General features: G+C 41.0%; 11 protein-coding genes. 7 read left to right on the top strand and 4 right to left on the bottom strand.

The features are described from left to right. The first annotated feature begins 53 nt into the window (after positions 1-53). The 7 genes from JMY01_RS07315 (at position 54) to JMY01_RS07285 (ending at position 6037) form a co-directional block, all read left to right on the top strand. Positions 54-344, top strand: a complete 291-nt coding sequence (locus tag JMY01_RS07315; protein ID WP_201574944.1) for a hypothetical protein — start codon at positions 54-56, stop codon at positions 342-344. A 50-nt stretch (positions 345-394) separates the two neighbouring features. Further along, entirely contained in the window at positions 395-1387 is a 993-nt protein-coding gene (locus tag JMY01_RS07310) for a DUF932 domain-containing protein (protein ID WP_201574943.1), read from the top strand. A gap of 116 nt (positions 1388-1503) precedes the next feature. Continuing rightward, positions 1504-2607 carry a YqaJ viral recombinase family protein gene (locus JMY01_RS07305; RefSeq protein ID WP_201574942.1) on the top strand — a complete coding sequence of 368 codons (1104 nt, stop codon included), beginning with the start codon at positions 1504-1506 and terminating at the stop codon, positions 2605-2607. 107 nt (positions 2608-2714) lie between these two features. Continuing rightward, a complete protein-coding gene (locus JMY01_RS07300) occupies positions 2715-3626 on the top strand; it encodes a hydrolase or metal-binding protein (protein WP_201574941.1) in 912 nt (303 codons plus the stop codon). A 186-nt stretch (positions 3627-3812) separates the two neighbouring features. Continuing rightward, positions 3813-4271 carry a hypothetical protein gene (locus tag JMY01_RS07295; protein WP_068326698.1) on the top strand — a complete coding sequence of 153 codons (459 nt, stop codon included), beginning with the start codon at positions 3813-3815 and terminating at the stop codon, positions 4269-4271. A 196-nt stretch (positions 4272-4467) separates the two neighbouring features. Beyond that, positions 4468-4719 (top strand): AlpA family transcriptional regulator, encoded by a 252-nt coding sequence (locus JMY01_RS07290; protein WP_068034983.1) that lies wholly within the window; start codon positions 4468-4470, stop codon positions 4717-4719. Between the two features lie 152 nt (positions 4720-4871). Continuing rightward, positions 4872-6037, top strand: a protein-coding gene (locus JMY01_RS07285) for an IS3 family transposase (protein WP_201574940.1) whose coding sequence is annotated in 2 segments (ribosomal slippage) — positions 4872-5130 and positions 5130-6037 — 1167 coding nt in all. Because the reading frame shifts where the segments join, the coding sequence is not laid out codon by codon here. A 565-nt stretch (positions 6038-6602) separates the two neighbouring features. Here the strand turns inward: JMY01_RS07285 and JMY01_RS07280 are convergent. The 4 genes from JMY01_RS07280 to JMY01_RS07265 all read right to left on the bottom strand — a co-directional run bounded on the left by JMY01_RS07280 (position 6603) and on the right by JMY01_RS07265 (position 16103). Continuing rightward, positions 6603-9431, bottom strand: a complete 2829-nt coding sequence (locus tag JMY01_RS07280) for a restriction endonuclease subunit R (protein ID WP_374220367.1) — start codon at positions 9429-9431, stop codon at positions 6603-6605. A 170-nt stretch (positions 9432-9601) separates the two neighbouring features. Further along, on the bottom strand, positions 9602-11854 hold the full coding sequence (locus tag JMY01_RS07275; protein ID WP_227677747.1) for a site-specific DNA-methyltransferase: 2253 nt from the start codon (positions 11852-11854) through the stop codon (positions 9602-9604). Positions 11855-11940: 86 nt separating this feature from the next. Continuing rightward, positions 11941-12756 carry a DUF4391 domain-containing protein gene (locus JMY01_RS07270; protein WP_201574938.1) on the bottom strand — a complete coding sequence of 272 codons (816 nt, stop codon included), beginning with the start codon at positions 12754-12756 and terminating at the stop codon, positions 11941-11943. Then, complete coding sequence (locus JMY01_RS07265; protein ID WP_201574937.1) at positions 12753-16103, bottom strand: helicase-related protein; 3351 nt, start codon at positions 16101-16103, stop codon at positions 12753-12755. The genes JMY01_RS07270 and JMY01_RS07265 overlap by 4 nt, the downstream gene beginning before the upstream one ends. Between the last annotated feature and the right edge of the window lie 109 nt (positions 16104-16212).

Here is a 16212-nt window from a genome sequence, read left to right as displayed (position 1 = left end):
AGGTCTGCTTAATCGCAGGCCTTTTTTTATGCGCAATCTAAAAGGAGCTATTTATGAGACCCATTTGCCCACACTGTCATTCAGCGAACGTCAGAAGCACTACGGATACTGACAGTCCTTTTAATATCTTCGAGCAACTGTGCTCACAATCTGCCCTATCAGGTCTTGGTGTAAGCATCTGTAGGTACTACAAAATCAATTCAGCAATTGGTGTAGTGGTAGGTACTGCACTGGCTTCTGCGATTAGCTTGGCTAAAGACAAGCTACAACAGCCACCCTTACTCGTTTTGGCAGTAAAGCCCAGTTATACCTGCAATACCTGCTCAAGAACTTTCAGCATTTAACCTATCTATATAACCCATAATTCTAATCAAATCTAAAAGGAAAAATCATAATGGCACATTTAATCGAATCAATGGCATACGTTGGCGAAACCCCTTGGCATGGTTTAGGTAATGAGCTGGCTCCCAAGCAGTCTATCGAGATCTGGGCAAAGCAAGCGGGTATGGATTGGCGTATCGAATCATCAGACGTCAGCTACATGGCGAATAACGATAAAGGGCATAACCTGATTCTGCCCTTTGCAGAGCAAAAGGTGTTGTATCGTAGCGATAACTTTGAGCCGCTATCGGTGGTCAGTCAGCGTTATCAAGAAGTACAGCCGCGTGAGATTTTAGAATTCTATCGTGATCTTACCGAGCAATCCGACTTTGAGCTGGAAACGGCAGGCATCTTAAAAGGAGGTCGTAAGCTATGGGCATTGGCTCGTACAGGGCAGTCAGCAACGCTTAAGGGTAAAGATGTCAGTAATGGCTACTTGCTTCTTGCAACCGCTTGTGATGGCACGCTAGCGACCACAGCACAGTTCACATCCATTCGTGTGGTGTGTAATAACACGCTTGCTATCAGCTTAGCGAACGGTTCAGGAGGCATCGTTAAAGTACCGCACAGCACCTCGTTTGATGCGCAAAAGGTCAAGCAGCAATTAGGCGTATCGGTGAAGCAATGGGATGAACACAGCTATGAGATGAAGCAGTTATCAGAGCGCCGTGTTACTCAAGCAGAAGCTGCTAATTATCTTAGCCGTGTATTTAACGATCAGGACAATGACATCATTCTTTTTAACAGCGCTAAGAAAGAGAAAGACGCGGTGCCCAATGCCAAGGCGATGAATCAGGTGATGAACATGTTTAACGGTCAAGGTCGCGGAGCCGATCTTGATGCTGCCAAAGATACCGCTTATGGCTTGCTATGCAGCATCACTGAATACGTCGATCATGAAAGACGGGCGATGTCGAGAGACCATCGATTAGACGGCGCTTGGTTTGGCTCTGGCGCTAAACTTAAACAAAAGGGCTTAGAAGAGTCGCTGCTGATGTTGGCTTAACCAGCCACATTTAAAATCTGACAACACAATCAACCACGCCTTCGAGCGTGGTTTTTTTATGCCGTCTTTTTAATAAACAGTATTAACCAATAACAAATCTAACGAAGGAGTTCACCATGAACACAATCGCTTTAAACCATATCGCTCAGCTAAGACAAACCAAGCGTGTAACCGTTAAGGTAAAAACGCCCATCACCACAAAAACCAATATAGATAGTGAAACGGTAAAGCCGTCTGCCACTCAATCAAACACCGCAAAACGTCTGGTCAATACCAAAACGCTCAGTCATGAGGAATGGCTACAAGTTCGCAAGCAAGGTATTGGTAGTAGTGACGCAGCAGCAGCTTGTGGTATTCATCCGTATCTCTCTATGCTTGAGCTGTGGATGATCAAGACCGGTCGTTTGCACTCACACTTAGATGACGATATTGATGGCTATTCTCCCTTGTACTGGGGCAATATCTTGGAGCCTATGGTTGCTAAGTATTATCAGCAGCACACAGGCAATAAAGTTCGGCGTGTTAATGCCATCTTGCAGCATCCTGATCCTGACAATCACTTTATGCTGGCTAACTTAGACTACGCCATCACAGGTAATGAAGAGGTGCAAATTCTTGAGTGCAAAACCGCAGGGGAGCATGGCGCTAAGCTCTGGAAGCATGGCGTGCCTTTGTATGTCACTTGCCAAGTACAGCATCAACTGGCAGTCACTGGTAAACAGGCTGCTCATATCTGCGTGTTAATCTGTGGACATGAGGCGAAGATATTTAAGGTTGAGCGTGATGAGAAGCTGATTGCGTCCATCATCGAGCATGAGCGGCTGTTCTGGCAATACGTGGAGACCGACACCCCGCCAACGCCTGATCACTCTGAATCAGCAGCTCGTGCATTAAAGCTGCTTTATCCAACTCCTGAGCCCTCAAGCAAGGTTGATTTGCGAGATGATGATGGTGCCAATAAGTTATTTGAGCAACTGCTGAGTTATCGTGATTACATGCAAGAGCTAGAGCAGCGCCATGATCAGGTTAAGCACCAGCTGCAAACACTGATTGCCGATAATGAAGTCGCTGTGTTCGATAAAGGCGCAATCTCTTGGAAACGCTCGAAAGATAGTATTGGTTTGGATAGCAAGGCCGTTATCACAGCGCATCCTGAGCTGTTAGCTAAATTTAGTAAAACTAAGCAAGGCAGTCGCCGCTTCGTCATCTTAAACGACTAAGTCGAAACCTACTACATTTAACCAAAACAAGCGCATAACTGCCCACCCTAATCGGTGGGCTTTTTTATGGCTAAACACATTTTATTAAACCTATAAGGACTATCATCATGATTAAAGGTCTAACCATAACCCCACCAGTTTTAGGCCGTATCAGTATTGGACGTGTCATTCAAAAAGATGGTAAGCGTTTGCCTGCTAAAGACGATCAGTTCACTATCACCAGTCAAGTTCAAAATAAGGATGGCTGGATTAATCATCCACTCGATGAAAAGCTACGCGCAAATAATGACGGTAAGCTGAGACAAATACCTGTGCGTATGTTGTTCAATGATCCTGAGCTTAATTTGCGAGCAGAATATACCTTGTTTGATCGTCAAACTGGACGCCCGCTATGTGTGGGTGACGGTGAGCAGTGCCAACGCCGTACAAACAATGGCGTGGAAACACTGCCTTGCCCATCACCTGATCGTTGCCCATTAGCGCAAGGCGGTGCTTGTAAGCCATATGGCAGGCTCTACGTCAATCTGTCTGAGGACGATGAGCTAGGTACGTTTATCTTTCGCACCACAGGCTTTAATAGTATTCGTACATTAGCCGCACGGCTGAGCTACTTTGCTGCGGTGTCAGGTAATAAGCTGTCGTGTTTGCCGTTGCAACTCACCTTAAGGGGTAAAAGCACCACGCAAAGCTATCGTACGCCGATTTACTTTGTTGATTTAACGCTGCGTGATGGTGTGACACTAAAGCAAGCAGTGCAAGATGCACAGGCAATTGATGCGGAGCTTAGCGAACACGGCTTTGATCAAGCCGCGCTAGAACAGGCTGCAAAACAGGGTTACGTCAATTCATCCTTTGAAATTGATAATGATGGTTTGTTAGACGTGGCTGAAGAGTTTTATCCCATGCAGACAGATGACGTTAGCAATAGTCAGCAGGGGAATTATCAGAACGGGTTAGCCACTCATAACGTGACTAGCATAGAGCAAGGGCTACGGCAAAGCGTGACGGCGGTGAGCTAAAGTAATTGAGGAAGATATGCGGCGTAAATTAGTTAGGTTGAAACAAGCGATTTTAGGTCGCTTGTTTTATTTCTTATCGGTTTATTTTTAGTGGCTTAATACCTAGGTTAAGTCTTACAATGTGCTAGTTCTTCATAACGGCATATTAAAAACAGATTATTACTGTTTAACGTAAGGATAGCTAAAATGGATTTAGAAAAGACAATGGCATTAAGTAATTCAGTACAACTGTCTAAGAAAATATCTAAAAGAATTGCCAATCAGACTGAACGTTATTTACAGAGCTTTGGTGAAGATACGGTAACCACAAAACCTCTTAAAAATGTATGGGATGATATTTGCTATAAGTTCCAAACAGAAGAATTTTGCGGCAAGGTTTACGAGTCCATGGTTGTAGAATATGTTGGTTCACTGGTCGATGCTTTAGAAGACTATGAATTTAATGCCCTCTACCTTCAAATTGAAAGCCTGCGTACGATCCTAGCTGATTCAGCTAAGAGTACGCCATCAGACATAGATGAACACAGTCTTATCAGCATGCGTTTTTTCAAAGATCGAGTTATTTTATATCTCATTGAAGAGTATATTTATAAACGGGCTAAAGGCTACACAAACAAAAGGCTTAGGAAAGCTCTAAATAGTTAAGATAGTCGTGTATGTAACTTATTATTAAAAGTATTTTTGACACAAAAAAAGGAGCTGAATCATCAGCTCCTTTTTATTACTCTATGTTATTACTCTATGCATAAGGTCTATCGGACGATATAAGTCTCATAAAAAAATACAGGACTCCCTGACTGTATGAGAACAGATGTTCCCATACAATAATTCGGAGATAATCATGGAAAATTTAAACGCAGCACAGCCAGTAATCGAGCAATGTAATCACATACCACAACTACTGAGTATTAAAGATGTTGGTAGCTATACTGGTCTTAGTCGTTCTACGATTTATGAGATGGTTAATGAAAATTCTGATCGTTATGACCCAACATTCCCTAAGAAGGTACAACTGACACAGGTAAGAGTAGTGTGGGTAGCAAGCGAGATTGCAGAATGGATTAATACGAAGATTGCAGAACGTTCAGTATAGATTTATCTGACCGCCCTAACTTTAAAAGTAGGGCGGTTTATTTTTTTGTATTATGAGAGGTTTCTTAATCTAATACACTAAGTAATATGAGCTATGCTGAAGAAACCGTACAACTAAACTTGGTAAACTAAGCACAATTATAGGAGTTTACCATGACCAAGAAATTAAGAACCTACAGTAACGAATTTAAAGCTGAAGCTGTCAAGAAGATAGCAGATAATAATGGCAATATCTCAGCTACTGCAAAGCAGTTAGGTATTGCCATGCAAACGCTATCAAACTGGCATAACAAAGCCAATCAAGGCAAGCTTGTTGGCACAGAGCAATATGATCCTGACCTTATGAGTGCTCTTCAAGAAATAAAGCAGCTCAAGCGTCAGCTCAAAGTGGCTGAAGAGGAGCGCGAGATTCTAAAAAAGGCGACCGCGTACTTCGCGAAAAACAGCCCGTAAAGTACGCTTTTATCAAAGACAATCGTCAGATATTTAGCACCACTACTATGTGCCGTGTATTAAGCGTTAAGCCCTCAAGCTACTACGATTGGCTAAGTCGTGACTTAAGCGAGCAGCAGATACATCGTAATCAGTGCGAGTTACTGGTTAAAGCTGCGCACAGTGAAACCAAGGAACGCTACGGCTTTGAGCGTCTACAGGCGCACCTAAACGGGCAAGGACATGATATCAGCCCTTACATGGTTAGAAGCATTAAAGAGGAGCATGGCATCAAATGCCGTCGCCACAAGCGCTTTAAAGTCACCACTGACTCAAACCACAACAAGCTGGTCTATGACAATGTTTTAGATCAGAGGTTTGACGCTAAGCGTCCTAACGAAGCATGGGTCAGCGACATTACCTATATCTGGACTGCTGAGGGCTGGTTATATTTAGCTGGAGTGAAAGATTTATACACCAAAAAGCTTGTCGGCTACGCTATCAATAAGCGCATGACCGCTGATTTAGTATGCCGTGCACTCAATATGGCAATCAAGAACAAACGACCTACTCAAGGACTGATTGTTCATTCAGATAGAGGTAGCCAATATTGTAGCCATGCGTACCATAAGATTATCGAGCAGCATAAGTTTACAGGCTCAATGAGCGGCAAAGGTAATTGCTATGACAACGCACCTATAGAAAGCTTCTGGGGCGTCTTGAAGAATGAGCTAGTATATCATCAAGATTATAAAACGAGGTTTGCAGCCACTAGCGATATCATTGGGTATATTGAGCTGTATTATAATCAGACTAGGATTCAAAAGGGCTTGGGCTATCGAGCGCCAAGACAGGTGTGGTTTGACTACTATCGTCAGGCTGCGTAATTAAAATCTCCCAAGTTTGGTTCTACGGATTTGACAGCATGGGTCAATATACTTTAGGCAGAAGAAAAGGCCTCAGCCACTTTGTGTTTACAATTAAAGTTTTATCGCAATTAAAAGGCTATTTCATGCGCAAAATCTTGTTAGGAAAAAATTGTGTAGGGTGGTACTTGGCGTTCATAGAAATAGGCAAATAGTCTTTCGAATAAAAGACTATTTAAACAGGCTAAAAGACTATTTAAAGATTCTTCAAAGACTATTTTTCACTATTAAACATATATAAAACAAGGATTTAAGGGTCTCTCTAGAGAGGTGATAAAAATATTTATCTTATTAATAATCATCTATCACTATCTTGATCAAAAGCAGCCGCTAGTAGGGCGCTGTAAGGGGTCGCCTCATTCTCATGCATATAGATTTAATAGGATGACGATGAATGGCTACTTCTTAGGTGTGCCGAGTTATTGAATGCACATAAACTAAGCTATTTACGTATATCTTACTTCAATAAAAAAGCCACCTTGCGTAATGCTAAGGTGGCTTGGTTTTTTACTAGGTCATGGATACTTTATCCAACCAGCTTTAATAACTCATCAAAGCTGTCAATCACACCATACTTTACAGCTTGACCTGCAAGGCTGTTGTCCTCACTGGCTTTTAAATTTAATGCATCAAAGAAACATTTAGCACTCTCTATCCGATACTTTTCTTTTTCACGCAAGTCTGCATCGACCATTGAACCTTTAGTTTCAGCGACAAAATAAATATGACGCACTTTGCCTTCGTTGAAAGCAATGGCCCAGTCAGGATTGTAGTCGCCCACTGGGGTTGGTATTTTGAATCTATCAGGCAGCTTGGCATATACCGCTACATCATCAATGGCACCTTCGAGCTCCTGAGCAAAGCGCCTTTCAATGCTCGAGTCAGTTGCTACATAGTCAAAGACGTGTCGGCTAACCTTTAGCGAGTCACTAGGAATTTTTTGATTAGACATAAAAATCTCATTAATCGGGTAGGTCTGGTCGGTCGTATAATAAGTAAGTCCTTGGATAACCATCTTGATACGTGCTTCGTTGATAAGGCGAGCTACCTCACGGATGAAAGCCTCAGGGTTATTTTTGAACTGCGCAAAAATACCGTTATTAATACCTTTTAAAATAGTCACGATACTACGACGGGTGAGATCAGTTTGTTCACTCAGTGAGCCTATCAAGTCATATTTTACTTGTGAACGTATAGAAACATCTGCTGATTCAGTCGAGGTAGTAGGGCTATCAAATGACTGCCTAGCGGTCAATTCTTCATGAGTAATAGTATCGCGCTGAGTAGATTGAGCGAGCTTATAGCTAAGTGATTCTACAAAGTTATTATTCCTTTGCTTTGCGGCTGCTTCAACGGATTGAATGCTCTGCGCTATAAGTTTTTCACTATCGATCTGAATCTCAAATACTGCCTTATGATTAATAAGATTCCATAACTCTAAGAATTCTTTTCTCTTGATGTTGTTCTCATTAATCGGGTTATGCGTGGTTTTGTTATCATTCTCGGTCATACCTTCAAGGTCTTTGGGATTAAAGATACCGCCGATTAGTTTTACTATTTGATTTGTTAAAGGTGCAAGTGCCTCTGGTAGCGGTGCTAAGCTGTCATTATTGACGGCTTCATGATAGCTATCCGTGATATGATTATCAAAATCTATGTAATCATTTTTAATAAGATAATGGACAATCATATCAGCATCACGCTCGCTTACCTCATGCTTGCTACCATTATCTAGCGTTAGTACTTTATTATAAAAATAGTCTTTGGTTGCCTTTGTGGGGCGACTAGACAAGGCTGCTGCCAACTCTTTTTGCAAGTTAGTCACAAAGTCGGTGTAGCTTTCATTAGTGACTACAGTAAGATTGTTTATAAGATGAATATCACCTTTGGATAAATGGTTGGCATCCATACGCATACCGTCTTTACGTACTGCCAAACGTAGACCACGACCTACTTCTTGACGGCGAGAAATGGTGTTTTCTGAATGTTTTAAGGTACAAATGACAAATACGTTAGGGTTATCCCAGCCTTCTCTTAGCGCAGAATGTGAGAATATAAAGCGAACATTTTTCTTATGACGAGTCTCTTCTGAGTCATGTGGCTCCGGAAATGACAGTAAGCTTTCTTTATCTTTTAAAATAAGATCGTAAGCATCGATATCATCTGTAAGACTGACTTTACCGCCCAGCTCTTCATCTACAAAGTTTTTGGTTGTAGGATCAACCATATGCTTATTTTTATCCAATGAGAAGTAGCCATTATGAGTGCGATCGACGTCGATCTCACTTAGATAGTTAAGATAAGCATCGTTTTCTATATTTAGACCTACCATCTCATTGACCAATTGTTGATACTGCTCAACGAATATCTGCGCATACTCTCCATCAATACGATTGCCTTGGTCATCGTACTGACGGTATTTTGCTACTTCGTCGATAAAGAATAAGCTCAGTACTTTCAGTCCTTGATCAAAGAGCAGGCGCTCTTTATCTAAGTGAGCGCGAATAGTCTCTCGTATCTGAATAGTACGCATTAGCTGCTCGTCGATTTGACCGAGTGCCTCACCGACGTGGATTTTGATACCATTAGTAAAAGTCAAAGACTGATCGCGAGCGTCTATTTCAGCGACGACGTAACGGTCTTTGTACTGTGCAGCTTGGTTGGATAGTGTGTAGAGGTCATCGCCTTTTTGGACACGGCGAACACGACGCTTGACGCCTGTTTTGGTTTTTTCTTCGATATCAAGCCTAGCCGTAGGGTCGGATGAAGACACTTCTATATCTTGTAGATACAAGTAGCTATGAGCGCCAGACAATCCTTTGACTTCAACCCCTTTGACGGTAATCTTTTTAACCAGCTTTTGATTGTAGGCATCTAGCGCGTCCAAGCGATAAACCAGATTGTATTCACGCTTATGTGTCGCTGAATAACGCATGATGAATAAAGGATTAAAATAACTCAGGCTCTCTAACGTGTTCTTAGACTGCATTTTCTGAGGTTCATCCAGAATAAGGATAGGGCGGTTGCGACGTATCACATCAATAGGGCGACGTGAGCCAAAGTCATCCATTTCAGCATAAATCTTACGGGCGGCTTTATTGTTAGCGCCTTGCTTTATGGTATTAAAAGCTTGAACGTTAATTATCATTGCATTAACGCTAGCGTCTGAGCTAAAGGTTTCAAGCTCATGTAACTGGTCAGAGTTATAAATAAACGATCTGGGCTTTTTGCCAAACTCTTCTTGGAAGTGGTTAGCCGTCATCTCAAAAGTTTTTGCCACACCTTCACGGATAGCAATACTCGGTACGACGATAATAAATTTTGACCAACCATAACACTTATTTAATTCCATCATAGAGCGGATATAGCAATAGGTCTTACCCGTACCCGTTTCCATCTCAATGTTTAGGTTGATAGCACTAGTGGTTAGGTTCTGTCCTTTACCACCTTTAGTAGAGGTGTCATCCGTGATTAGCTCAGATGACTGTGGTAAGCCTTGGCTTGCCTGCACACGTTTTATGTTCTCTAATACTTTTGAGGGGTCGTCAATAGGCGCATTGGCATAGCCGATATGTAGCTCATCGAATAATGAGGATTGCCCAGTGCTAGCCAGCTCGTCATTGGTGAATAAGGATAAGTTTTCGCCTTTTGGCTCAGGTAATAGGTTTTGCTTACCTTGGTCATAGTATATCGCTGCGCAATCCCTTTGGGTTGTCCGATAAAGCAATCTGCAACCGCATTAACCGAGTCAAGCTGGTATTGAAGCTCTTTAAATTCAATTTTCATGACTGAGCTCCTTAGATGAATTTCACTTGCGGGTGACAGTTGAGCAAAACGTGCTTTAATATTGGTTTTGTCTTGGTCATGAGCTATTGCCAGCTCGCTTGAGACAAATTTAAGGGGCTTGTCCTTTGATATCTCATCTATTAAATCAGTCGTTAGCGTATCAAAACAAGCGACTAAGCTATCTATACCCACGTAATAGACTGAGCTGCCTTGAATGTCTTTGACATCAATAGGTAAGGATAAAGGCACACCCCAATCGAGCATGACTTGGAACAGCAAGTCTTCACCTGAGCGGTCTTCTTTGATATGCGACTCAAGATTGGCTAAGGTAGCTTGGTCATAGCTGTCAGGTGTGTAGTACACATCCTTCATATTGGTGCTGTCGATTTTAAGTACGCGAAAGCCGATATCGAGGTTTTCGATACCGTCTTTGTCTTGATTGTCTGCTACGATTTTCTTACCTGCTCTGCGTATGCGTTCTTTAGATATTTCAGAGATAGTAGAATAACCTGCTTTATGAGCTTCAGATTTTTCTTCTGTATTCTCATTGATTTGAACCATTACAAATTTGCGATTCCTCCCGTCTTCAGCATTTAGTTGCATTACAGCATGGGCAGTGGTTGAAGAGCCAGCAAAGAAATCAAGAATAATATCTTCTTCTTTTGTAACTGAATCAATTAATTTATTAGCAATATAGACTGGTTTAGGATTATCAAAAGGCATATCCAATGCCCTGTCACTACCACCACAATATAATAGAGATGGCACGTTTTCGTACAAGTTTTCCTTTAATAAGTATTTTCTACGTGGTTGAGTACTTTCATCCACCCCAAAAATTATGAGATTGTTTTTAAGCAATTCTTTCATTGTTTTTTGTGGATTGCGCCATCCTTTATCTGGTATAGGGCATGGTTTTCCTGTTATCGGATGAACTAATGGAATGAAGTATTCATCAGGCGCCTTTTTGCTATTAGGCCATGCCATTGATACTGGTTGGAATACTTCACCTTCATCATCAATCTGGTTATAAGCTAGTTCACCACCGCTAAAGATTTGAGTTTTAACCCAGTCTTTGAAGAGAGCTCTTGTACTATCACTAAGACCATACTTATTTATAAGATATGAAGCTTTGGATAATATTTTTTCAGCATTTTCTTTTTTTTGTTTTAACTGACTCTCTTGTTTGAATATATTCCTATTCTTCGCAAATAAAATTATATTTTCATGCTGACTGGCTACATTAATAGAATCTCCTTTAGGGTTTCTTTTGTCCCAAACAATATTTCCTAAACTATTAGCTTCTCCAAAAACCTCATTTAGAATTTTCCCCAGATTAGCATACTCATGTTCATCAATATGAATTACTATCACACCGTCATCTCTTAGTAGGTTTCTAGCCAGTTTCAACCGACTATACATCATGGTTAGCCAGTCAGAATGAAAGCGACCGTTGCTTTCGGTATTGGTCACTAAGCGATTGCCTTCTTCATCGAGTTGCTCTGAACGCGCTAAAAAGTCAGCAGTATCCTCGCTAAAGTCATCTTCATAGATAAAGTCATTCCCCGTGTTGTATGGTGGGTCAATATAGATCATCTTGACCTGCCCTAGATAGCTCTCTTGCAGTAGCTTTAACGCCTCTAAGTTATCCCCTTCTATAAATAGATTTTCGGTAGTATCAAAGTTCACACTCTCATCACGCGCAGGACGTAGCATTTTAGCGATAGGTGAGTTGGCTTCTAGTATCGCTTGACGCTTACCCGGCCAGTCTAACCGATAGCGTTCTTGCCCGCCCTCAACCAACGACTGTGACAGCTCTTGACGTAGCAAATCAAAATCTACCGCCTTTTTTAGATTACCGTGTTCATCCTCTGACTCCGTAATACAGTTGGGAAACAGGGCCATGATTTTTTGCACATTATCATCGACTAGGTTAGGGCTGTGCATGTCGAGAGTATCGCTATCATGTTTGTTTGCTTGTGCGGCGTTGGTCATCTAGGTCTTCCTAAATCTGGTGAGTATGAATGAGGTATGACAATTGGTTGTAGAAATTATTTGTAAATAAGTTTTATTAATGAGCTTTATTGATGAGCTTTATTAATGAGCTGATTGAGCTGCTCTTTAAGCTTGTGCAAACGCATATTAAGCTCAACTTTTCGATTAAATTGAGGCTCTTTTTTGACCTTTTTTTGAAGTTGCTCGACTTGTTTGGTCAGGCTCTCTACTTGCTGCACGTGCTTGAGCTTATCTTCTATACCCATTGTGGTAGTCATAGAGACGGTAGCTGTTGGCTTCAGCTCTGCTTTTGCAACGATACTCACTTCAGTAGAAGGCGTGTTACTCTCAATAGCTTTTGGCTTAATATGTTGACTAGGCGGCTTTGGCGTATCAGTATGCTTATCCGTCACAGCAACACTAGGAATACTAGGCAGCAACTGCTCAATCAAATGAGTATATAAATCAGTCAGATTAAGTATCAGTGGCAAAGGCTTGCGCTGATCATCAGCTAGCCATGCTGAGCTATAGTATTTATTGAGTACAACTTTTGACTTATCTGCTTGGCTAACCCGCTTATAAGTAGCAATGACCTTAACCCGATCGTTATAGACAACTTCAAAAATAACGGGAGTAGGGATGAGCTTATCGATGTACTTGATGATACTTAGGTCTATATCAGCAGTGCGAGCAACAATTCTAAATATCTGCACCTCTTGAAACAGAGTATCGGTTTGAATATTTAGCGAGCCAGCAGAGAGCTTATATGCCCAAGTAATTTTTGCAACTTCATCGATAAACTTTTGCTTAAGCTTACTGTTAGCAGCGCCTTGCTCATAGAGCTTGTTTTTGGGTATGGATCTATCAACGGCAGCTGATTGAGGGTATTGGTATAAAATCATAATTCGCTAGCAGTTCTTATATGTTGAGCATTGTTTGAAGTTAGCTCTTCTACCACAACAAACCCAATAAGTTCAAAGTCATTGAGCTCTTTTATGTCGTTTTTTAAAGCGGTAGTCGTCATGCCGCTGAATAGGCTATCGATATCTTTGTCAGCTTTAACTTCCTTAATGGCTTCTATAGCTAAGTCTAGTAGTAAGCTATAGTGACTCATATCTTGACCGTCAGCGGTGCGCTTATTAAACGTCTTACATACTTCTAATATGGGCTCAGGCTGACCACGGCAAGCCTGCCGTGCCAAGCTAAGCAAATGCTTCGCTTGAGTATAGTCCGCTATGATTTTGCCATCGTTATCAATATACATGAGATAATAAGGGTAGAGCTGGTTGGTTTTTTCACCGTCAGTTTTATGGTTTGTACGACCATTAACTTCAGAAGTTTGGCGTGCTTTCAGAGCAAAAATAACACCAGCAGGTAGTCCTAATCTGTCATTAGCAGGAACGACGGCATGTAGTCCATTAGGCAGTCGCTTTAAGGTGGGATTGGCGTCTATATAGCTCAGTAAATCCATTCGAAAATCGTTGAGGCCTAAATCAGTAATAGATACGCCAGTATTGGCGTCTTCTAAATCTAGTACTTCAGTCTGCATACGTTTTAGTTGTTCATGTCGGTAAGCGATATCATTGGCTTTAGCACTGAGTACGTTATCATCACCTGTACTAGCCATATCGACAATAATCATGCGATTTTCAACGCGCTCACGCAAATTAATGTACTCATCTAGGCTGATATCTGGCCAGTAGTTCACCAGTTGAATTTGATCGTTGGTAGAGCCGATACGATCTATTCGACCAAAGCGTTGAATGATACGCACAGGATTCCAGTGAATATCATAGTTGATAAGATAATCGCAGTCTTGTAAGTTCTGCCCTTCAGAAATACAGTCGGTGGCTATTAAGATATCTATCTCTCTAGTCTCATCAGGAAAGATATCATCTTTCTGTTTAGATCTAGGCGAAAAAAGTGTCAATAACCCTTGCATGTCGTAGCCCTTACGACTGCCAATCATACTCTTAATAGTAGTATGATTTTCACTACCAGTGATTTTAGCAGTATGTAAATTGAAATCATGCAATAGCTCTGGCGCTATATGCTCGTATAAATAATTAGCAGTATCGGCAAAAGCAGTGAATATCAGTACCTTTTGGTTACCAGGATTTATAGGGTTGTTAATTTTATTGATAAGGTGTTTTTTGAGGTGTTGAAGCTTATGATCACGCTCTGGCGTGACCGTACTAATAGTGGCGATTAGTCGTCTGACAACAGCGTAGTCTGCCTTCAAATCTGTGTGCCACTTTAATATATCCATGTCATCAAGATGAACCTTAAGCTTACCACCCACCCAATCATTAGGATTAACTGACTCATCAAGCCCTTCATCATAGGCGTCATCATCGTATCCTGTACTAATATCTATAGATAATAGATCATTACTTTTTCGAGCCTGATACTCAGCGATGCTAGATAAGGCTTGCTCCAAGCGATTTTTTAAGTTGTGCAATGTTAAACGAAACGCATGAACAGAGCTCTCTAAACGTTTGAGTAAGTTGACTGTCATCAAGGCTTGTAAGCTTTTTTCTCTATCTTGTTGTTTGAATTGTCTTTTACCTTCGATCTCAGTGTCATATAGGTCTTCGTATTTCTCTAAAGCGCTAGGAAATATGTATGTAAGCGGTGCATACACAACCATTCTAATTGAGGCTAGCTCTTTGTAAATCTGATTGAAGGCAATACTATTGTCTTCAGTAATGGCACAGCGATATGAAAGTGGCGTTAAGCGTGTCGGGAATTGTCCGACTTCTTTGGTGTCGTAGAAGCGCTGAATATGCTTACGTGAACGTGCAATAGTGACGCTATCTAATAGTTTAAAAAAGTCAAAATCCAGCATATCCAGTATGGCTTTAGTGGTGCGATTCTCCACTGGCAGTTTTGACCAGTTGTTGAAACTTGCCTGAGCATTTCTGAATATAGTGTCAATATCTCGCTTAGTATCGAGCTTATCATCTAGGTTCTTACTATCCCCTTCGTATGCTAACGCAAGCTGATTCTTTAAGTCATTAAAGCGGTTGTTTACTGGCGTAGCTGAAAGCATCAGCACTTTAGTTTTCACACCTTGTTGTATGACTTGCTCCATCAAGCGATCATAGCGAGTCTTCTTATCTTTGAAGTTCTCACGGTTACGAAAGTTGTGCGATTCATCGATAACTACTAAATCATAGTTACCCCAATTGATTTTCGCTAAGTCTATCCCTAGGGTTTCACCGCTATTTCTAGATAGGTCGGTATGAAAAAGCACATCGTAATTGAAACGATCTTTAGCAAAAATATTGGTGGTCAAATTGGCGTTATAGTTAGTCCAGTTGGCACCAAGCTTTTTGGGGCAAAGGACCAAAACGCTTTTGTTGCGTAGCTCATAATACTTAACGACTGCAAGAGCAGTAAACGTTTTACCTAAACCTACGCTATCCGCTAAGATACAACCATTATAGGTTTCAAGTTTATTGATAATGCCTACGGCTGCATCAGTTTGGAAGTTATAAAGCTTTTGCCATATAAGAGTGTCATGATAGCCTGTTAGGTCGTTAGGCATAACGTCTTCATTTAGATCTTCAAGAAACTCTTTAAAAACATTATAGAGTATTAGAAAGTATATACGCTCAGGATCATTCTCTTGATATACCGACTCAATATGGCGAACAATATCGTCAGTAATATCAGTCACCTTTTGCTGATCCTGCCATATTTGATTAAATAAATTCAGGTAGGGTAGCGCATAGTCTGAATCAAACCGATTAACCATGTTTGAGACAGCGTCGCCTTTTTCATAGCCAAGTCCAACAGGGGTAAAGCCTTGGATAGGCATGTAAGTAAATAATGATGCATTGTCTTTAACGCATACAAACTCTTGCATAGGCGCGTTGGTAGTATTTGACTTAAAAACAGCTTTTTTACGTATCCATTCGGCACATTCTTTAGCAATAGCTTTTTGAGTCAGTTTGTTCCTTAGATGAATCTCAAACTCAGTGCCATATAGGCTGTCCTCTCTATTAAACTTAGGAATAATAAACTCACGCTTTTCTTTCTTAAACTTATCAGTGACATCATTAGGTACAAAAGTGGGAGAGGTAAATAAAAACTGCATCCCATCGATATTCTTAAGCTCTTGCTTTAACGCAGCATAAGCATAAATAGAAAAAAATGAGGCTGCTATCTGTAGCTTAGAGCCAGCATGCAGGTTTTCCTTTATGTCATCGCCAAATCTGTGGTTTAAATTGTCTATAAGTTTCATGGGTCAGCTTTTAATTGTGTGATAAATTGGTAGGATAAGAGCTATAACTGTTTTATAAGTAAAACTAAGTTTTTAATAGATACTATATTACTCAATATTATTTCAAATT

It is taken from the genome of Psychrobacter sp. H8-1, from assembly GCF_904846575.1.
In the GTDB taxonomy this organism is placed as follows: Bacteria; Pseudomonadota; Gammaproteobacteria; order Pseudomonadales; family Moraxellaceae; genus Psychrobacter; species Psychrobacter fulvigenes.
Note: the sequence above shows the minus strand (reverse complement) of the source record. Positions and strands in the feature narration are given on the sequence as shown.